This is a genomic window from Staphylococcus auricularis (genome assembly GCF_051172115.1).
GTDB lineage: Bacteria > Bacillota > Bacilli > Staphylococcales > Staphylococcaceae > Staphylococcus > Staphylococcus auricularis_A.
The window spans coordinates 107,709-128,054 of sequence record NZ_JBPIZN010000003.1 but is presented as its reverse complement, the minus strand read 5'-3'; the positions used below and the strand labels follow the sequence as shown (position 1 = coordinate 128,054).

Annotated in this window: 16 protein-coding genes, 1 pseudogene and 1 riboswitch; of the genes and pseudogenes, 13 read left to right on the top strand and 4 right to left on the bottom strand. The window is 38.3% G+C overall.

Annotated features, from left to right (window positions below; translation table 11 throughout):
- Positions 1-23 precede the first annotated feature (23 nt).
- On the bottom strand, positions 24-632 hold the full coding sequence (locus tag ACSBRB_RS07065) for a DNA-3-methyladenine glycosylase (protein ID WP_435032202.1): 609 nt from the start codon (positions 630-632) through the stop codon (positions 24-26).
- Positions 633-897: 265 nt separating this feature from the next.
- Between ACSBRB_RS07065 and ACSBRB_RS07060 the strand changes: the two genes are divergently transcribed.
- From ACSBRB_RS07060 to rpiA, 4 genes are all read left to right on the top strand, one after another.
- On the top strand, positions 898-1,797 hold the full coding sequence (locus ACSBRB_RS07060) for an ABC transporter ATP-binding protein (RefSeq protein ID WP_435032201.1): 900 nt from the start codon (positions 898-900) through the stop codon (positions 1,795-1,797).
- On the top strand, positions 1,790-3,025 hold the full coding sequence (locus ACSBRB_RS07055) for an ABC transporter permease (protein ID WP_435032200.1): 1,236 nt from the start codon (positions 1,790-1,792) through the stop codon (positions 3,023-3,025). Before ACSBRB_RS07060 ends, ACSBRB_RS07055 begins: the two co-directional genes overlap by 8 nt.
- A 243-nt stretch (positions 3,026-3,268) precedes the next feature.
- On the top strand, positions 3,269-4,291 hold the full coding sequence (locus tag ACSBRB_RS07050; protein WP_435032199.1) for an aldose epimerase family protein: 1,023 nt from the start codon (positions 3,269-3,271) through the stop codon (positions 4,289-4,291).
- A gap of 172 nt (positions 4,292-4,463) precedes the next feature.
- A complete protein-coding gene (gene rpiA, locus ACSBRB_RS07045) occupies positions 4,464-5,153 on the top strand; it encodes a ribose 5-phosphate isomerase A (protein ID WP_435032349.1) in 690 nt (229 codons plus the stop codon).
- A gap of 78 nt (positions 5,154-5,231) precedes the next feature.
- Here rpiA and sdpC read toward each other — a convergent pair whose 3' ends face one another.
- Positions 5,232-6,470 (bottom strand): peptidoglycan release complex CPBP-like subunit SdpC, encoded by a 1,239-nt coding sequence (gene sdpC, locus ACSBRB_RS07040; protein ID WP_435032198.1) that lies wholly within the window; start codon positions 6,468-6,470, stop codon positions 5,232-5,234.
- Between the two features lie 346 nt (positions 6,471-6,816).
- On the opposite strand from sdpC, the gene hutG reads away from it, so the two are divergent.
- On the top strand, positions 6,817-7,749 hold the full coding sequence (gene hutG, locus ACSBRB_RS07035; protein ID WP_435032197.1) for a formimidoylglutamase: 933 nt from the start codon (positions 6,817-6,819) through the stop codon (positions 7,747-7,749).
- Here hutG and ACSBRB_RS07030 read toward each other — a convergent pair.
- Entirely contained in the window at positions 7,739-8,614 is an 876-nt protein-coding gene (locus tag ACSBRB_RS07030; protein WP_435032196.1) for a LysR family transcriptional regulator, read from the bottom strand. The two genes, hutG and ACSBRB_RS07030, sit on opposite strands and share 11 nt — an antisense overlap.
- Positions 8,615-8,739: 125 nt before the next feature.
- On the opposite strand from ACSBRB_RS07030, the gene ACSBRB_RS07025 reads away from it, so the two are divergent.
- From ACSBRB_RS07025 to ACSBRB_RS06995, 7 genes and pseudogenes are all read left to right on the top strand, one after another.
- Positions 8,740-10,014, top strand: coding sequence for a YjiH family protein (locus ACSBRB_RS07025; RefSeq protein WP_435032195.1), 1,275 nt, complete (start codon positions 8,740-8,742; stop codon positions 10,012-10,014).
- Positions 10,015-10,099: 85 nt separating this feature from the next.
- Entirely contained in the window at positions 10,100-11,761 is a 1,662-nt protein-coding gene (hutU, locus tag ACSBRB_RS07020) for a urocanate hydratase (RefSeq protein WP_435032194.1), read from the top strand.
- Complete coding sequence (gene hutI / locus ACSBRB_RS07015) at positions 11,761-12,993, top strand: imidazolonepropionase (RefSeq protein WP_435032193.1); 1,233 nt, start codon at positions 11,761-11,763, stop codon at positions 12,991-12,993. The genes hutU and hutI overlap by 1 nt, the downstream gene beginning before the upstream one ends.
- A 166-nt stretch (positions 12,994-13,159) precedes the next feature.
- Complete coding sequence (locus ACSBRB_RS07010) at positions 13,160-14,281, top strand: amidohydrolase (protein WP_435032192.1); 1,122 nt, start codon at positions 13,160-13,162, stop codon at positions 14,279-14,281.
- 78 nt (positions 14,282-14,359) lie between these two features.
- Positions 14,360-15,241 (top strand): SDR family oxidoreductase, encoded by an 882-nt coding sequence (locus ACSBRB_RS07005; protein ID WP_059107499.1) that lies wholly within the window; start codon positions 14,360-14,362, stop codon positions 15,239-15,241.
- Between the two features lie 175 nt (positions 15,242-15,416).
- Positions 15,417-15,516, top strand: a riboswitch (SAM riboswitch).
- 55 nt (positions 15,517-15,571) lie between these two features.
- A pseudogene (locus ACSBRB_RS07000) lies at positions 15,572-16,897 on the top strand (Na+/H+ antiporter NhaC family protein); the annotation flags it as partial.
- Between the two features lie 156 nt (positions 16,898-17,053).
- On the top strand, positions 17,054-17,569 hold the full coding sequence (locus ACSBRB_RS06995) for an SRPBCC family protein (protein ID WP_435032191.1): 516 nt from the start codon (positions 17,054-17,056) through the stop codon (positions 17,567-17,569).
- A gap of 81 nt (positions 17,570-17,650) precedes the next feature.
- Here the strand turns inward: ACSBRB_RS06995 and ACSBRB_RS06990 are convergent, their stop codons facing one another.
- On the bottom strand, positions 17,651-18,412 hold the full coding sequence (locus ACSBRB_RS06990) for a MurR/RpiR family transcriptional regulator (protein WP_435032190.1): 762 nt from the start codon (positions 18,410-18,412) through the stop codon (positions 17,651-17,653).
- 216 nt (positions 18,413-18,628) lie between these two features.
- Here ACSBRB_RS06990 and ACSBRB_RS06985 point away from each other — a divergent pair, with 216 nt between their 5' ends.
- Positions 18,629-20,236, top strand: a complete 1,608-nt coding sequence (locus ACSBRB_RS06985; protein ID WP_435032189.1) for an alpha-glucoside-specific PTS transporter subunit IIBC — start codon at positions 18,629-18,631, stop codon at positions 20,234-20,236.
- Positions 20,237-20,346 lie beyond the last annotated feature (110 nt).

Below are 20,346 nucleotides of genomic sequence, written 5' to 3'. Positions count from 1 at the left end.
CTTAAGAGGAGTTCGAACCTTTTTTATTGCCAAGTGGATGATACCTCTTGCATTTCTGATTTACGCATATGAGAGACATAAGGATTGCCTTTGACCGTAAAACGTAATGGTTTTTCAGTCCATTCGCCTTTATTAGGAATCCCTATGCGCGGACTTTCTTCGATAGATTTAGGATATTTCCGATGCACTGTATCAATTTGTAAGGGCGCACTTGTTAAATGCTTGCCATTAATGTCCCGGGGAATATGAAATGCTTTCGTCCATTTACCTGGTCCATTTGTCACTTCAATCCCCGTCTTATTTCTATTTTTTTCCATGTATTCGATGCCTTCTTCTGGTTCTATGGCACGAATTAAAACACCTTCAGCTACACCTTCTTGTTGTGTCACAAAATTAACTAACAATTGCGTGTGGATTGAATGACCATAGATTGTGCCGCCAGGTTGATATAAGGATTCTACGCTAGGTGTTCTTTTATGATTATAGCCGTGCGCTGCCTGGTCCCGCGCACCTAGATAAGCTTCCGTTTCGACAATATAGCCACTATAAGTGATGTCTCCCTCTTGATATATCACTCGCACACCGAGTAAATCTTTCGCAATATCTGTAGTCTGACGATTTAAAAAGTCCATCAATCTGGTAGCCCCCTCATTCAATAATGCATTCATCATTCATGTAGATGGTTCGATTACTTACACATTATAAAGTAAATGACAGTACTCGTCGATGATTGCCAAAAAGGTGTCATCATGCAGTCATTGATCGTATATATGTCATTTAATTATATGGTAAGTAAACTAACTTTAAAGTTAATTTTTTGATTTACGAAATAGTTAAAAATATGAAGTAGAAATATGCTATAGTAAAGGTACCAAATAAGAGGATAGGAGAGAATCTATGACTTTAAGCATCGATCACGTAACGAAACGTTACAATACGAAAGTAGCTGTAAATGATATTTCTCTAGAGTTAGATCAAGGGAAGATGTTAGGATTCTTAGGACGAAATGGTGCTGGAAAGACGACGACTTTCCGCATGATCTTAGGACTGACACCTATGAGTGAAGGACGTATTACATATAATGGTGAGAAGATTGGACCTCATATGTATAACCGAATTGGTTACCTTCCTGAAGAACGCGGTTTACATCCGAAAATGAAGGTCGAAGAAGAACTGCGTTATCTAGCAACATTGAAAAGCATGAAATCTAAAGCCATATCTGAAGCGTTAGATTATTGGCTTGAGCGATTTAATATCACTGAAAATCGCAACAAAAAAATCGAGGAGCTATCTAAAGGGAATCAACAGAAAATTCAATTGCTCGCAAGCATGCTTCATGAGCCTGAATTATTGATTCTAGATGAACCTTTCAGTGGACTCGACCCAGTCAATGTAGAGTTATTGAAATCTGCTGTATTAGATTTAAACAGCAAAGGGGCAACGATTATTTATAGTTCACATAGAATGGAACACATTGAAGCGCTCTGTGATGACGTGTGTATATTGAATCAAGGCGAAATAATCGTCTCTGGAACATTACAAGATGTAAAAGCGAATCATGGGAATAAACGTATCGTGATAGAAACAGAACATACGATGCCTGAGATAGATGAATTGCCAGGCGTGTTAAACGTTGATAGAGAGAAAAATGAACTCCAAGTTTCAATTGAAGATGAATCTGTTGCAGAATCTGTCTACCAAGTCGTAACCCAATATGGTTTTGTTAGACGTTTCCAATTGATGGAACCAACGTTAAATGAAATCTTTATTGATAAGGTGGGTGAGCTTGATGGATAAATTTTTAGCGACATTTAGTCTGACTTATAAGAACAAAGTAAAAGCAAAGTCATTTATCATCTTTACAGCTGTCGTTGTGCTTTTAATTGTATTACTTGCCAATGTGAATAAGATTATTGAATTCTTTGATGACGGAGAAGATAAGATTGGTGTGGCTGCACCAACTACGGAATTATACGAAACAGTAAAATCGCAAAACAAACAGTTCGGTGATGATGTACAGTTTGTGAAAATTAATGAAAAAGCTGCTAAAGCACAAATTAGAGATGAAAAGATCGATGACGCATTTGTGATTAAAGAGGGACAAGATCAACAGTTAGAAGGTAAAATTTTAAGTCATTCAACCGTTTCTGCTGAAGATGAACAACTATTACAAACAGTACTCTCGCAAATTCAATCGCAAATGCGAGCAGCTCAAATGGATTTAACACCGAAGCAATTAGCAGACTTACAAGCACAAAGTAAAGTTTCGAGTGAAGTCGTATCCACAAGTTCAGATGGTTCTTCATTAAGTCCATCACAACAAGCGTTGAATAGCATTATTATTAATGGCGGCGTCTTTTTAATGTTTTTCATCATTATTAATTACAGCAATCAAGTCGGCATGGAAATTGCTACTGAGAAGACATCCCGTGTCATTGAAATGATTATTACGAGTGTCAAACCCGTCACGCATATCACAGCTAAGATTTGTGGTATTCTTGCTGTCGCGTTTACACAAGTGTTTATCTTCGTCGCTACTGCCGTGATTTGTTTCTTCGCATTTGATGTCAGTGATTTATTAGATGGATTTGAATTTGAAACCAATCCAGAGACAACGCGGTTAATTGTTGTAGGTATCATTTTCTTAATTCTTGGGATTATCTCATACGTGCTACTTTCAGCCTTACTTGGTTCAATCACAGCTCGTATTGAAGACATCAACCAAACATTCATGCCTGTGACATTGATCTCAATTGTCGGGCTCTACGTCGGTATATTTAGTTTTATCAAACCGGAAAATATGCTGGAAAAAGTAACGAGCTTTATTCCACTATTATCACCATTTATCATGTTTATTCGATCAAGTACACCAGATGTATCATGGATTGAGATTCTCATTAGTATGGGATTATCAGTTATCGCTATCGTGTTACTCGCGTGGTTAACATTGAGAAGTTATAAAGACAGTGTCTTACGTTTCGATAAAGGCTTGATTCAAAGTTTCAAACGTTTGTTTAAACAATAAAATAGATCGTAGACTGTAAATTTAGTTGATATTACTGAACGGCGGTTCTATAATTGGGAATAACGTGTAATCTAAGGGAGATCACGCAGTAAGTTATAAATAAAGGGAAGTAAGATGGTTTAAAAGGTTGGGGCCGTCGCTTGCTTTTTGAAGGTGTTCAGAAAGTGATGCGAAAGCGTTTAGAATAAGGGGACTCAACCTTTGACCGTAAAGTGGATCGTACGGAAAGGATTTATATTGAATATGTTTACAAAGGTCGAACACCAAAGTAATGGTTTTGATTTAATTAAGATTAACAACGATGAAACAACGATTGTTTTTACGAATTATGGGGCTCGTATTGTTTCATGGAAATATAACGATAACAATATTGTTTTGGGAAATGTAGTCGAAGCGGATGAATTTTATCTCGATAATCCATTTAACTTCGGCGCGACTGTCGGACGATACGGTGGTCGTATTGAAAATGCGACGTTTGAGTTAGAAGGTCAGACGTATCAACTAGAAGCTAACGATGACCCTCACCACATTCATGGGGGCTCAAATGGCCTCGATACGACATTTTTTGACTACGAAATTGTAGAACAAGTGAATCAAACGAAGCTTATTTTTACAACGGAATTGTCAGAAGCACAAGACGGGTATCCCGGTGATATACGTATACAGGTGACCCACACGTATGATATTAACTATTGTTGGACGGTTGAATATGAAGCGACATCTACGAAGACTACATTATTTAATCCGATGAACCACGTGTATTTCAATTTAAACCGTGATAATAACGTCGTAGATAATCACGTATTATCGAGTGAAGAGCTACTGTTGTATCCTCTCAATAAACAGCATCTCGTCGATACGGAGGAACCAATTGATTTGGTTGAGACGTTCGGAAAAGACAAAATCACCTTAACAGAACTGTTCGAAAGTGATGTGCCACAGTTGGCTGAACAAATGGCACAATGCGGTGGGTTAGATCATCCTATTGAAGTGTCACAAGGTCAGTTACAGCTGTGCAATAATCAGTTTGTGTTAGACGTTGAAACGGATATGCCGTATGTCGTCATGTTCACGTTCAATGATCCTTCAAGCTGGGACAGTGACTTTAATATTTATAAAGCACATTCTGGGGTGACGTTAGAAACGCAATGCATGCCAAATGATATCAATAGATATGGTGAAGATGCTTGTTCCGTTTTAGAACCGCACCAACCATTTTATTCAAAAACAACGTACAAGATTTCAGTGAAAAATGAAAATGAATAACCATATCTGAACGATAAAGCAATTCATGATGCAACCGATGTCATGAATTGCTTTTTTATTCGTCATAAACCGCTTATAATTTAAGTAAGAGAGAAATACATATGATAGAGCTATAGATTTCATACATGTTCTTGTACAATAATAATTAGAAAACGTGACGTAAAGGGGCAACATAATGGATATGAATGAGTTAAAAGCGCTAACCTTTGATGACGCAATCAAACAAATTGAAGACGGCATGATTGTGGGTATCGGTTCTGGTTCAACGATAGAGCTGTTGATTCCACAACTCGCACAGCAATTAAGAGATCAACAAAAACATATTACAAGTGTTTGTACATCTAAAAAGACCGCAATGCTTGTAGAAAGTGAAGGCATTCCAGTCAAGGATGTCAACGAAGTAGAACAAATTCACCTTGCCATTGATGGTGCAGATGAAGTTGACCCTGAATTAAATCTGATCAAAGGCGGTGGCGGCGCCTTGTTTAGAGAAAAGGTCATTGATGCGAAAGCAGATCGATTCATTGTCCTTATTGATGAATCGAAGCAAGTTGAATACCTCGGTGCTTCATTCAAACTTCCTGTTGAAGTGGACCAATTCAATTGGATCATGTTAGCAAGACAATTAGAAAAAGATTTATCGTCACACGTTGAACGACGCATGGTCGATGATGAAGCTTTTGTGACTGACAATGGGAATTATATTTTAGATATTCAACTTAATAAACCGATGAATGTCTATGACTTACATGAATATTTGATTCACTTGGTGGGTGTGCTAGAAACTGGACTGTTTTTAGATGTAACGGACCAAGTCATCGTTGGTACTTCACAGGGTGTTAAAGTTTTAAACCATGAATAAAATGAATGATAGGTAAAAAAAGGCCCCTTCACATTGTGTGAAGGGGTTAGTTATGTTCATAACGTGATCATAAACGGGTTAGCGGCGATGAGAGTGACGATGCGCAGCGTTAATTTCTGATTGAATGGCGTCGTTATCGTCATCGTTGTCCGTTACTGTTTCATCGTTTATATCGTTTTCCGTTATCTCCGTTGATTGTGTTTCTGCTTCATCTAGAACATCAGTCTCAGTTTGATCTGTTGTAGATTGACTCGTGCTTTCTGTTCCAGTGTGACCTGTATTTTCGGTTTCATCTGACTCAGTTACTGATGATTGTTCATTTTCGTCATGAGAGGAGTCAGGTGTTTCGCTTGTTGATTCGTCCGTTGATGTTGCATCTGGGTCTTGTGATGCGTTTTGTGCTTCAGTTGTTGCGTATGTAGATGTTGCATTGAATGCATCGTCATTGTCGTTTTCAAGCGTACTTTCAATATCACTGTGATCATTGACGTGATCTAAGTAATTATTTTCTTCTACTTCATCTAATGAACGTTTCGTTGTTAAATATATGATTAATCGAATGATGAGACTCAAAGCAATATATACAACAGTCACACCTGTAGTTGCGAGTGCAATGACTTTCATCGCAAATACATTTCCTAGTTCCTCGTTAAATAGGAAAACAAGTGGGATAGACATCGCTGCATGGAAGATGGTTGCAATATAAATCGTACGTCCTTCTGTGTTTCTAATTAATTCTCCAACTAAGAGAGAGAATGCGAAGGAATAAAGTACATTATACATTGTATATTCCATTGAGAACGACATGTTAATATTCCATATTGCAAAGAGCACACCTACAACAATGGATGCGAAGAAGGTGTTCATCTTCATCTCAATGATTTGTTGTAAATAACTACGGAAACCAAATTCAACAATGAATGCCATCACAATTTGTCCAATAATAATCGAACTGATTGAGACAGATAAGTCATTCGGTTGAAGTAAGATAAAACTATCAGCATACGTATTAAACGCAGTCATGCAAATGATTAAGATAATGATAGGTAAGATGAGCGCGAGAAGTATACGCTCTACTACTTTAAGATCTATAGTGAATTTGAGCCCTTGGAGTTGTAAATCTCTGTGTTTAAAAACGAGAATACAGAAGATTGCAGCTACAAATGGTGCGAGATAGCTTAAATCAAAAACAAATGTTTTGAATGGTGTACTGCTCTGAAGATCTTTGAGAATAATTGGTAGTAATAGCTGTGCAATTACTATGAACACAAAGATCATCATTGCCCATTGGAATTTTGAAATACGTTTATTGTCCATTGCTAACCTCCAATAAGGTTTATAAAAAATCATTTATGATTCATTATACAAGTTAAAGTTACAAAAATAAATTATTCCGTGATAAATATCTTCGAAATGTAATAGTTGTAACATGATATGGGTATATTTGAAAGAGGTTGCATTACAAAAAGATGAATTTTAACAGAGAAATAAACTAAAATAACGATGCTGGCCGGATTCTATGATTGTCTCACCATATTGAGCTTATTTTTTCAAATTTTGACGTCATTGCTTAAATGGTTGGTTCATTATAGAATTGTATATGTGAAATCGCTAACTTATACGCGTGATATTTGGTAATTCTAATAAGAGAGGGGACAAACCAATGTATCAATTAGCTAACACTGATCTCTGGAAGGGTAGAGTGGATAGCGAAACAGACGAAAGCCAATTTCGCTTGTTTCAAACGGTCAACTTTAAAGATTTAACAGAATCTACTGATTCAAAAGAACAAGAAGGTATTGGTATTCTAGGTTATGCCGTAGATAAAGGAGTAGAGTTAAACAAAGGACGCGTCGGTGCTAAAGAGGGGCCGGATGCGATTCGCAAAGCATTCGCAGGGCTACCGAAGCAAAAAGCAACATCTGTAACGGATTACGGAAATGTGATTCATGATGCAGATCAATTAGAAGAGACCCAAGAAGCATTTGCAGATCTCGTTAACGCATCGATTCAACGTCATAAACAAACCTTCTTATTTGGTGGAGGACATGACATCGCTTATGCTCAATATTTAGGGTTGCGTAAAGCTTACCCTGATGCGTCTATCGGTGTGATTAACATCGATGCCCACTTTGATACACGACAAGCAGATTATTCAACATCTGGCACAAGTTTCCGTCAAATCCTAGACCAAGATGATAACGCCGACTATTTTGTGTTAGGTATTCAACATGGGGGCAACACACAAAGTTTATTTGATTATGCTGAAGCGAAAGATATCAGCTATGTATATGCTGATGAATTATTTTATCAAGTAGCGCCACCAGTAAAAGATAAAGTCGAACGTTTCATTCATGACCACGATGTCATCATGTTTACAATCTGTATGGACGTGATTGATAGTGCTTATGCACCGGGTGTAAGTGCCTCATGCGTCCTAGGCTTAAGTCCACAAATCGTCCTAGAAATTGCAAAACGAATTATTCCAAATAATAAAGTCTCCACAATAAGCATTGCAGAGACAAATCCAACTTATGATATTGATTCACGCACAGCCAAATTGGCAGCTACATTTTTCTACCATTTCATGTCTTAAAATTCCAATACTGTAAACATTGATCGATAAGCGAAAGGACCTGAGTCGGGTGCTTTCGCTTTTTTAAATAGTTAATGTAAATCGTACGTGACAGCTTAGGTCTAATTTGAACGGCTTCGAGTCCCGTCGTATTAAACGATTGATAATAAATTTGTGGGATGACAGCGTACCCAAGCCCTTTATGAACGAGGTTCACAGCGGTTTCGAAACGATCTGTTTCAGCACTGATATGAGGATGGAACGTCATCCGATTAAAGTAGTCATCTAAGTGCTTTCTCACTTGGGATCCTTTGTTTGGAACGATGAGGGGCATATCTTTCAGCGACGTTGATTTTTGGTTCGTAAAGTTTCCTTCTGGTGCAATCAAGATATAAGATTCCTTATACAAGCGTTTGGACATGATATCTTCATGCTTGATTTTATCATTGGTTAATGCAATATCTACGTGATAGTTGAGTAATTGAGACGTTGATAAATTTTGATCATGCGTTTCGACAATTTGATAACGAGGCGTTTCATGTGTCGTTGCATGTTGCTGAATCATTGTAGATAACCATTGTGTAGTAGATTCTAGAACAGAAATTTTAAGTTCTGGTTGTTGATTCGTATTTAGATCAAACATTTTCTCCATCGTTTGATGATATTCATTTACGAGTGGCACGGCATACTGGTAAAATTGAATCCCTTTTTCAGTGATTTTGATATCTTTCGTCGTACGTGTTAACAGTTGATAACCGAGTTGCTCTTCCATTTTCTTAATCATTGCAGTGAGTGAAGGTTGGCTAATATGTAAGTATTGTGCTGCCTTTGTAAAGCTGTTAAAACGCACGATGGCGATGAAGTATTCAAGGTGGAGGATTTTCATGTAAGCACTCCTTTTATAGGTTAAAGTTATATATAATTAGTTTATTTATATTTGTTACCTATATAGTAACATAGTACAATATGCTTCAGAAGGGGTTCGTACTTTCTGTAAGGGGAGGAAAGTCTATGTGGAGGTTTCTTGTATATAGTTTAATCGGTATTTTATTTTTCTTTGTACCTGTAACCATCCGAGGAAAGTCGACGATACTAATTGATCATGTCGTACAATGGGTCAGTGGCATTGCACAACCGGTATTACCTTATTATGCTTTATTATTAATTGTCATTGGCGCACTTTATCCATGGTTTAAAGGGACCTGGCGTCAGTCGAAAACAGACATTATTTTTTCAATTTTCAAACTAGTCGGTATTATCATTGGCGTAATGGTTGTATTTAATATTGGACCAAAGTTTATTTTAAATCCCGATATGGCACCGTTTTTATTTAATAAACTTGCCATTCCATTAAGTGTGCTCATTCCAATCGGAGCGGTCTTTTTATCATTGCTCGTCGGATATGGATTACTCGAATTTATCGGTGTGATTTGTCGCCCGATTATGCGACCAATCTTTAAGACACCCGGAAAGTCAGCTGTCGATGCTGTTGCTTCCTTTGTAGGTAGTTATTCAATCGGCTTACTGATTACCAATAAAGTGTACAAAAATGGTCAGTATACACATAAAGAAGCAGTGATCATAGCGACAGGTTTTTCAACTGTGTCAGCAACTTTCATGATTATTGTCGCAAATACATTAGGCATCATAGAACATTGGAACTTATATTTTTGGTTTACACTCATAGCAACATTTATCGTAACAGCAATTACAGTACAAATCCCTCCTATTAGAACAGAACCAAACACAACTTATGAGCAACAACCTTATCAAGAAGAAGTTAAACGCGATATGCCTATTTTAAAAGAGGCATGGTATGAAGCGAGGCAAGCGTTAACTCAAGCTAATACACTATGGGATAACGTGAAATTAAACGTTAAAGATGGTGTGAAAATGACGATGGCCATTGTACCCTCGATTATGTCGATTGGCCTACTTGGCTTATTGATTACTGAATATACACCAATTATTCAAATTATTTCGTATATTTTCTATCCATTTATCGCAATTTTCCCAATAGAAAATGTAGGGTTGCTTGCAGAAGCATCTACCGTTTCAATCATTGAAATGCTATTACCAGCAGCAGTGGTTGGAGACGCAGACATCGTCACACGCTTTGTCGTTGGTGTAGTCAGTGTCGGTGCGATTATCTTCTTTTCAAGTGTGGTGCCAGTCATTTTATCTACCGATATTAAAATATCAGTAGGAAAGCTTGTCATCATATGGTTTGAAAGAGTTGTACTCTTATTATTAATTACGATTCCATTTGCGCTCTTCATTTTCTAAAGCAGCGTGAGGGAACACCTATTTTCAACAGCAACGTGATGGATGAAATTAACTAACTATTTTTAAAATTAAGGAGCGAAGGGTAATGCGAAACATTAAAGCAAAAAAAGGTTATGAATTAGAGTGTAAAGGTTGGGAACAAGAAGCGGTACTACGCATGTTATATAACAACTTAGATCCAGAAGTGGCTGAACGTCCAGAAGATTTAGTTGTTTATGGGGGTATTGGTAAAGCAGCACGTAATTGGGAAGCATTCGAAGCAATCGAACGTACGTTGAGAGAGTTAGAAGCAGATGAAACGATGCTCGTGCAATCAGGTAAACCTGTAGCCGTGTTTAAAACACACGAAGAAGCACCACGTGTATTAATTTCAAACTCAGTTCTTGTACCAGAATGGGCCAATTGGGATCACTTTAACGAACTCGATAAAAAAGGGTTAATGATGTATGGACAAATGACAGCAGGTAGCTGGATTTACATCGGTTCTCAAGGGATTGTACAAGGAACGTTCGAAACATTTGCAGAGTTAGCAAACCAACATTTTGACGGAAAATTAAACGGCACAGTGACACTTACAGCTGGTCTTGGTGGTATGGGTGGCGCACAACCGCTTGCAGTCACGATGAACGGTGGGGTAGTCATTGGTGTCGATGTGGATGAATCACGTATCGATAAACGTATCGAAACAAGCTATTGTGATGTGAAAACACATGATTTAGATGAAGCGTTACGTTTAGCTGGTGAAGCGCGTGATAAAGGTGAGCCTTTATCAATCGGACTCGTAGGTAACGCGGTTGATACGCACCGTGCGATCATTGACAAAGGTTTCAAAATTGATATTGTCACTGACCAAACAAGCGCACATGACCCATTAAACGGTTATGTTCCAGTAGGTTATAGTGTCGAAGAAGCTAAAGCCTTCCGTGAAAGTGATCCGGCACAATATGTGAAAGAATCTGAAGCTTCAATGGCGAAACATGTTGAATTAATGCTTGAATTACAACAGTTAGGTGCTGTAGCGTTTGATTACGGTAATAATATTCGCCAAGTAGCTTATAATAACGGTGTTGAAAACGCCTTTGCTTTTCCAGGCTTTGTGCCAGCATATATTCGCCCACTATTCTGTGAAGGTAAAGGGCCATTCCGTTTTGCAGCGTTAAGCGGTGATCCGAAAGATATTCAACGTGCAGATGAAGAAATGAGAAAACTATTCCCAGAAAATGAGAAACTGAATCGTTGGCTTGATTTAGCTGAAGAAAAAATTGCATTCCAAGGTTTACCTTCTCGTATCGCATGGCTCGGCTATGGTGAAAGAGAAAAAATGGGCTTAGCGTTAAATCGTCTTGTACGTGAAGGTGAAATTTCAGCGCCGATTGTCATCGGACGTGACCACCTTGATTCAGGTTCAGTTGCGAGTCCTAACCGTGAGACAGAAGGTATGAAAGATGGTTCTGATGCAGTAGGAGACTGGGCCGTATTAAACGCGTTGATCAACACTGCAGCTGGTGGTTCATGGATTTCATTCCACCACGGTGGCGGTGTAGGTATGGGTTACTCACTTCATGCTGGTATGGTTGTAGTCGCAGATGGTTCTGAACGTGCAGATCGACGTCTTGGAAGAGTATTAACGACAGATCCGGGTATGGGTGTAGTAAGACATGCGGATGCAGGTTACGAATCAGCCATTAAAGTGGCAAAAGAAAAAGGTATTAAAATTCCAATGATTACAGAGAAAGGTGATAAATAATGAACGATTTAATCATTCAAAATATCGGACAACTGCTTCTACCTAAAGCGACAGATAAACCGTTAAAAGGAAAAGAATTAGATGAACTCAACATCGTAGAAAATGGTACGGTTGTCATTAATGATGGCAAGATCGTTTATGCTGGGTCTTACACAGATAAATACGAAGCACAATCAGTCATTGATGGTTATGGAAAAGTCGTATCACCTTCACTGATTGATGCGCATACGCACCTCGTATTCGGTGGATCAAGAGAACACGAAATGGCTTTAAAACGACAAGGTGCCGATTATTTAGAAATCCTTGAAGGTGGCGGTGGTATCTTATCTACTGTTGAAGCCACACGACAAGCGTCAGAAGAAGCGCTCTTTAACCAAGCAGCGAAAAACTTAACAACGATGATTCAACACGGGGTCCTTGCGGTGGAAAGTAAGAGTGGATATGGACTTAACCACGAAAATGAACTTAAACAACTTCGTGTATCACGCCGTCTCGCAGACCGTTTTAACTTAGATATGAAACACACATTTTTAGGGCCACATGCAGTGCCAAAAGAAGCGGAATCTAACGAAGCGTTCTTACAACAAATGATTGATTTATTACCTGAAATGAAAGACTATGCTGATTTTGCAGATATCTTTTGTGAAACGGGTGTATTCTCAGTAGAAGAATCTAAACGTTACATGCAGGCAGCTAAAGAACAAGGTTTCAAAGTGAAAATACATGCGGATGAAATTGATCCTTTAGGTGGTCTAGGCTTAGCGATTGACGAAGGTGCAATTACAGGGGACCATCTCGTCGCTTCAAGTGAAGAAGATAAAGCTAAATTAAGTGACAGTGATACAATTGCAGTATTGTTACCTGGTACAACTTTCTACCTGGGAAAAGAAGATTACGCTGATGCACGTGGCATGTTAGACAATAATGGTGCAATTGCCATAGCGACTGACTTTAACCCAGGTAGTTGTGTAACGAATAACCTTCAACTCGTGATGTCTATTGCTTCATTGAAATTAAAACTTTCAGCGAATGAAGTATGGAATGCAGTTACAGTGAACGCTGCGAAAGCGATGGATATTGAGGGTGGTACATTAAATGAAGGAGATAAAGCCAATCTCGTATTATGGGATGCACCAAATCATGAATATATTTTATACCATTACGGTGTGAACCATGCTGAAAAAGTGATCCATCATGGCCAAGTTCGTGTCGATAATCATGTAGAGCTTTAATTTGTAATATTGGAAGAGTGAAGATCGAAACGCTCTGACTGCTTGAACTTCTTTGATTAGAAGCCGTGTGGTCGGAGTGCTTTTATACATAATGGGAAACGAAGATGTTGCCTCTCATTAGCTTGTCATGCATATAATAAGGTGAGTGTTAGAAAGGAAGTTGTATATGGTTCAAACAGAAGACTTAGTGAAATGGAGACGGATATTTCATCAATATCCAGAATTGTCCGAACATGAATTTGAAACCACGAAGCGCATTAAAGAAATTCTAGAATTATATGATATACACATATTGGATTTACCGCTCAAAACGGGCCTCGTAGCTGAAATAGGGCGTGGCGATGAATTTGTAGCAGTGCGTTCAGATATTGATGCACTCCCCATTCGGGAGCAAGTGACGCATGACTTTTCATCACAACATGACGGTGTGATGCATGCTTGTGGACACGACATTCATATGGCAAGCATACTTGGTACAGCGATCAAGTTGAAACAAATTGAAGATCAATTACCAGGTCGTGTGCGCTTTATTTTTCAACCGGCTGAGGAATTAGGTTACGGTGCAAGTTACATTACAGAAACAGGTGCTGTTGATGGTGCGAAAGCAGTCGTCGGCTTTCATAATTTACCATCATTGAATGTGGGAGAATTTGCGATTAAATCAGGACCGATAACTGCAGCAGTCGATCGATTTGAATTTAACATTAGAGGAAAAGGGGCTCATGCAGCAAAACCAGAACAAGGGAACGATCCAGTCATTGTGTTAGGACAACTGATTGCGAGTATACAATCCATCGTGAGCCGCAATATCTCTGCGTTTGATTCAGCAGTCGTGACGATTGGGGAGGCACGTTCAGGTAACACATGGAATGTTATCGCGGATGAAGGTTATGTACAAGGAACGGTACGGAGCTTTGATGAAACGATACGCCAACGTATAGAAACACGTCTACAACAGATTGCAGATGGTTTATCGGCTACATTTGATGTGGAGATAGAGTTAAGTTATGAACGTTTGCCCGGTGCAGTAAACAATGATGAAACGTTAACTGAAGAAGCGATTAAAGCTGCAAAACAAGTGGGATATAAAGTGACAGAATTAGATCAACCGCTAACGATTGGCGAAGACTTTTCGGGTTATTCTGACTTGTATCCTAGTGTCTTTGCACTGATAGGCTCGGAAAGTCCACACGATTTACATCACCCAAGCTTTGATCCAGATGAACAGATTTTAGATAAAGTACCTGATTATTTCGTCACGTTAGTTCAAAATCTATTAGCGAAATAAATTTTTTATCCGATGTATATGACCCTCGCATTATTGGGTATGTCTAAACTATAAACAGTTTAAATAGGAGTGATCAATATGGGTAATCAAGATCCAAGAACAAAATATTCAAGTGAAGATATTCCTGAACAAGAACAACCGGTACCTGGATTACAAAGTAAATTAGATCCTCAACCTGATTGTGGTGAGACTTCATATAAAGGCAATGGTCGATTAACAGATTACAAAATGCTCGTAACAGGTGGCGATTCAGCGATCGGTCGTGCTGCAGCAATCGGATATGCAAAAGAAGGCGCAGATGTAGCAATTAACTATTTACCTGCAGAACAAGAAGATGCTGAAGACGTGAAAAAAGTGATCGAAGCTGCCGGTCGAAAAGCAGTGCTCATTCCTGGTGATTTACGTGATGAACAATTCAATTACGATTTAGTAGAACAAGCATACAATGAACTTGGCGGTTTAGATAACGTTACTATGGTTGCAGGACATCAACAATATCACGATGATATTCATGGCTTTGATACAGATTCATTTAAAGAAACATTCGAAACGAATGTTTATCCTATCTTCTGGACTGTTCAAAAAGCACTAGAATACTTACAACCGGGTGCAACAATTACAACAACTTCATCTGTACAAGGTTTCTTACCTAAACCATTACTTCATGACTATGCAGCTTCAAAAGCAGCCATTGTTTCATTGACTAAAAGTTTAGCAACAGAATTAAGTGAAAAAGGTATCCGCGTGAACTGCATCGCACCAGGTCCATTCTGGTCACCATTACAAATTTCAGGTGGTCAACCAACAAGTAAAATTCCTAAATTCGGTCAAAATTCACAAATCGGCCGTCCAGGTCAACCTGTAGAATTAATTGGCGCTTATGTACACTTAGCAAGTGAAGAATCTAGCTTCACAACAGGTCAAGTTTATGGTGTGACTGGTGGTTCACAAATCAACTAAGTGATATTTGTAATATAATAAATGTGATTTGAACAGTTAAGCTGCATCTCTCAAAAGAGGTGCAATTTTTTTGTGGTTTTATCATCCTTGAACGTTATTTTGTAGTGGGAAAAGATAATGAATAGTCATTGACCCATAATAAAATATGTTGTAACGTTATTACAAACAATTTTATAACTTATCAAGAGAAGTGGAGGGACTGGCCCTATGAAACTTCGGCAACATGGTTAAGCGTGTGCCAATTCCAGAAGCATGTCAGTGCTTGAAGATAAGAATGAAACGAAATAGTTAACTCTTTTCTTCAGTTATCGATGACGAAGAAAAGAGTTTTTTAATTTATATAGGAAAGTTGGCGAAACTATGGAGGAGACTAAGAGAAGTAACGCATGGGCGCTATTTCCATTACTCGCTTTTGTGTTACTGTTTTTAGGTATTGGAATCGTGACAGGCGATTTCTCGACTATGCCTTTAAATGTAGCGATTACCGTTGCTGTTATTATTGGCTTATTACTTAATCGTAAAGAAAAATTTGTACATAAGGTTGAAGTGTTTACGCGTGGTGCAGGTGAATCTAACATCATATTAATGGTGTTGATTTTCTTGCTTGCGGGCGCATTTTCACAAACGACTGAAGACATGGGTGGCGTGACCTCAACAGTCAATTTAGGTCTATCACTTATTCCTCAGAATTTACTCATTGTCGGTCTATTTGTTATCTGTATGTTTGTGTCTATCTCTATGGGTACATCTGTCGGCACGGTCGCAGCGATTGCACCGGTAGGCTTTGGACTCAGTGAAGCAACAGATGTTTCTGCAGCCATTACGATGGCAACTGTTGTTGGTGGGTCTATGTTTGGTGATAATCTCTCTATGATCTCTGATACGACCATCGCTGCAGTACGGACACAAAAAACGAAAATGAGTGATAAATTTAAAGTCAACTTTCGTATTGTTTTACCAGGGGCGCTCATCTCTATTATCGTCATCTGGTTGTTGACTCATAGTGCTCACGTCGACCATACGAAAAGTTATGATTTTAACTTTATTAAAGTTATTCCATATCTCTTTGTGCTCATCTTAGCAATCGTCGGAATCAACGTCATTATCGTGCTTTTAGGCGGAACATTACTCTCAGGTATCATCGGTTTAATCGATGGTTCATTTGGCTGGACGGAATTATTGAAATCTATCTCAGAAGGCATTATCGGCATGGAAGACATTGCCATTATAGCCATCCTCATCGGTGGTTTAGTTTCATTGATCCAGCATAATGGGGGTATCAATTGGCTGCTTAATTTTGTACGGAGTAAAGTGAAATCCAAACGCGGGGCAGAGTTCGGTATTGCGAGCTTAGTCAGTGTGGCAGATATTTCAACAGCGAACAATACGATTTCTATCTTAATGTCCGGTCCTTTAGCGAAAGACATTTCAGACGAATATGATATCGATCCAAGAAAATCAGCCAGTCTTCTCGATATCTTTGGCGGTTGTTTCCAAGGGTTACTCCCTTATAGTCCGCAACTGATTGCAGCAGCTGGTGTCGCAAGTATTTCTCCATTTGAACTTGTCCCTTACAGTATTTATCCGATTGTTCTTGGTCTATCTGGTATCGTTGCGATTCTGTTCGGTTTACCACGTTTAAAACCACGTAAATAAAGGTGATTTATGTTATATCTCGTTGCGCCAACTTGATGTCAAAGTAAAATCGTATACCTATGTTCATTTTATCTACTTGTTAAAAGTAAATACTTATAGTTTAGCAACAGCTTATTATGCGTTAAAATAGAACTAATATGAAAGTAGGTGACATACGTGGCAAAATATAATATAGAAGACGAAAATATTGAAATTAATTTAGAACGCCTGTTCAAACAACCATCCGAATACGTATATCGTGCATGGACAGAAGAAGCGTTTTTAAAACAATGGTTTATGACAACGGAAAGAACCAATCAATCGATCAATTTAGATATCGACGATAGCGGATCATATGAAATTGTCGATCAAATTAACGGTAAACGCAATCTCGTTAAAGGTCAATTTTTAACATTGTCACCGTTTGAATATATCGAAATGACGGTGGGTATGCCTGAAGTCAGTGATGATGAAGATAAAATTGAAGTTGAAATTTTTGAGAGAGAACCTGGCGTAACGCAAATGAATGTCACATATATCGCGTTATTACCGAAAGAACGTCGATTATCTACCTTAGAGTATAAACAGAAGAAAAAAGAATATCATGATTCAACGAAACACGGATTTGAAATCATGTTTGATCGCATGCAACAAGCGTTAATCGACTATGAACAAGATGACGACTTGGATTAAGTTTTGAGCGTGTGATGCTATATACTTAAAGCCTTATCATGACGGACAACCACTACATTGGCGTTCGTATGATAAGGCTTTTTATTGTAGTTCTCCATTTTCTATGCGTCGATTATATTGACGGAGCACTGTTTCAAAGAAGATATGATAATTGATAAAACTAGAATAATCTGTGCCATCATTTAGATAAAAAGTGTTACTAGAGACGTAAATGTTATAGTCTGCTTTTTGTGCGAGGGTATTGTCCTTCAAAGTCGTAATCGACATAAAATATTTTTGCCGCAATTGGAGTAAATTCGTGATTTCAGGGAGTTGCGGTGATTCTCCTGAGAGTGAAATAACGAAGAATAAGTCTTGATCTGTCGCTTTATTTAATACCATTTTGAGTTCATGCACATCATGGAGCACAATGATGTTTTTATGCATCGTTAATAAGATCCGTTGTGCTTCTTCGGCCACATTCATCTGCGCTAAACCGGTCCCGTAAAGATAGACGGTTTCTGCTTCGTGAATTTTATCTGTCACGAGATTATAATCCACTCGATCTAAATAGTTAAATGTGTTTTCAATTTCTTGTTTAAAACTTTCCATTAAATCCGCGGATTGCTCATGTTGGTGTGCACTTTCAAATTTGAGGTAAGACTTAAAGTCGCTATAGCCATCAAACCCGAGTTTACGTGTAAAGCGATGGATAGATGCGTTAGAAGTGTGTGTTTGTTTCGCCAACTCCTGGATTTTCATCGATTTACACGCTTCGAGATGCGTATTGATAAAATGAGCGATATGTAAGTCACTTTCATTTAACGCGTTAAAATGTGAGTTCACACGCTGATCTAGTATCATGATGCCACCTCCTCAGTGGTGATGAAAATATTTTCAACATTTGAAAATATAATCTAATTATACAAAAGGTTTCTGAATGGCGTCAAACAGTTGTAGATATGTAAACGCTTACGGTAGCATGTGAGTTAAATGATGCGTTGTATATGACACACTGTATCCACTCTTTAATACAGGAATGGAAGGTAAAGAGGGAAAACGCTGAGGAGGAGAAAGGAAATGAATGCGATTAAACGATTTGGGAGTGCAATGATTGTTCCCGTTCTTATGTTTGCATTTTTTGGGATTGTGTTAGGGTTTGCGACTTTATTCAAGAACCCTTCAATCATGGGAAGTATTGCGAATGAAGGCACAACATGGTTTAAAATATGGTCAGTTATAGAGAATGGCGGTTGGACTATCTTCACACATATGGAAGTGGTATTTGCGGTTGGATTACCACTTTCATTAGCTAAAAAAGCACCCGGACATGCATCATTAGCCGCTTTAATGGGTTATCTCATGTTCAACACCTTTGTGAATGCGATTTTGACACAATGGCCGCACACATTTGGGGCGAACCTTGAAAAAGGGGTAGAAAATGTAACAGGCTTAAAAGCCATTGCAGGTATTGAAACGTTAGATACGAATATTCTTGGTGCAATTATTATTTCTGGTATTGTGACTTGGATACATAATCGATACTACAGTAAAAAGTTACCTGAGATGTTAGGTGTATTTTCAGGGTTAACATTTGTCGTGACGATTTCATTCTTTGTCATGTTAGTATTAGCGGTTATTACGTGTATGATTTGGCCGACGATTCAAAATGGTATTTCATCTTTACAAGGTTTCATCATCGGTTCAGGCTATGTCGGTGTTTGGTTGTATCACTTCTTAGAGCGTGTTCTCATTCCGACAGGTTTACATCACTTTATTTATGCACCGATTGAGGTCGGACCTGTCATCGTAAACCATGGTTTAAAAGCTGAGTGGTTTAAACATATAAATGAATTTGCTAGTAGTACGAAAGCATTAAAAGATCAGTTCCCATATGGTTTCATGTTACAAGGTAATGGGAAAGTATTCGGTGCAATAGGGATTGCATTAGCAATGTATGCGACAACGCCAAGTGAAAATAAAAAGAAAATTGCAGCACTCTTAATTCCAGCGACGTTAACAGCTGTCGTAGTTGGAATCACAGAACCATTAGAATTCACGTTCCTATTTATCGCACCTTACTTATTTGTTATTCACGCTTTACTTGCAGCGACAATGGATACATTAATGTACGGTTTTGGACTCGTCGGTAACTTTGGTGGAGGACTGTTAGACTTTATCGCTACGAACTGGATTCCGCTCGGTCAAAATCACTGGCTCACATACGTGATTCAAGTCGGTATTGGTTTAACTTTCACTGTCATTTATTTCTTCTTATTTAGATTTTTAATTGTGAAGTTTGATATTCCATTACCTGGGCGTAAAAAAGATACGGAAGACGTTAAATTATTTAATAAAAATGATTATAAAACGAAAAAAGGACAACAAGATCAAGATAAAGATGCCACAGCAACGACAGGAAATGAGTACGAGGATAAAGCACAATATTATTTAGCAGGTTTAGGTGGTAAAGATAACATTGTTGACGTGACGAACTGTACGACACGTTTACGGTTAACCGTAAATGATACCGATCAAGTTGAAGAGAGTGATTATTTCACAAAAGATCAAATGGCACACGGACTCGTTAAAAGTGGTAAAAATGTACAAGTGGTTGTGGGGATGAGTGTACCTCAAGTGAGAGAAGCATTCGAAACCCTTGTGAATGATGAAGAAGATAGCAAGTAATCGATATGTCACACAACTAACACTAAAAAAGCTGAGACAACTAGATGTCTCAGCTTTTAATTTATTTAATAGGTCATTTTGCTAATCAACTCAACTCCACCCGTGTTAGT

Coding starts and splice junctions, on each gene's coding strand:
- ACSBRB_RS07065 (WP_435032202.1), bottom strand. CDS start 632: ATGGACTTTTTAAATCGTCAGACTACAGATATTGCGAAAGATTTACTC.
- ACSBRB_RS07060 (WP_435032201.1), top strand. CDS start 898: ATGACTTTAAGCATCGATCACGTAACGAAACGTTACAATACGAAAGTA.
- ACSBRB_RS07055 (WP_435032200.1), top strand. CDS start 1,790: ATGGATAAATTTTTAGCGACATTTAGTCTGACTTATAAGAACAAAGTA.
- ACSBRB_RS07050 (WP_435032199.1), top strand. CDS start 3,269: ATGTTTACAAAGGTCGAACACCAAAGTAATGGTTTTGATTTAATTAAG.
- sdpC (WP_435032198.1), bottom strand. CDS start 6,470: ATGGACAATAAACGTATTTCAAAATTCCAATGGGCAATGATGATCTTT.
- hutG (WP_435032197.1), top strand. CDS start 6,817: ATGTATCAATTAGCTAACACTGATCTCTGGAAGGGTAGAGTGGATAGC.
- ACSBRB_RS07030 (WP_435032196.1), bottom strand. CDS start 8,614: ATGAAAATCCTCCACCTTGAATACTTCATCGCCATCGTGCGTTTTAAC.
- ACSBRB_RS07025 (WP_435032195.1), top strand. CDS start 8,740: ATGTGGAGGTTTCTTGTATATAGTTTAATCGGTATTTTATTTTTCTTT.
- hutU (WP_435032194.1), top strand. CDS start 10,100: ATGCGAAACATTAAAGCAAAAAAAGGTTATGAATTAGAGTGTAAAGGT.
- hutI (WP_435032193.1), top strand. CDS start 11,761: ATGAACGATTTAATCATTCAAAATATCGGACAACTGCTTCTACCTAAA.
- ACSBRB_RS07010 (WP_435032192.1), top strand. CDS start 13,160: ATGGTTCAAACAGAAGACTTAGTGAAATGGAGACGGATATTTCATCAA.
- ACSBRB_RS07005 (WP_059107499.1), top strand. CDS start 14,360: ATGGGTAATCAAGATCCAAGAACAAAATATTCAAGTGAAGATATTCCT.
- ACSBRB_RS06990 (WP_435032190.1), bottom strand. CDS start 18,412: ATGATACTAGATCAGCGTGTGAACTCACATTTTAACGCGTTAAATGAA.
- ACSBRB_RS06985 (WP_435032189.1), top strand. CDS start 18,629: ATGAATGCGATTAAACGATTTGGGAGTGCAATGATTGTTCCCGTTCTT.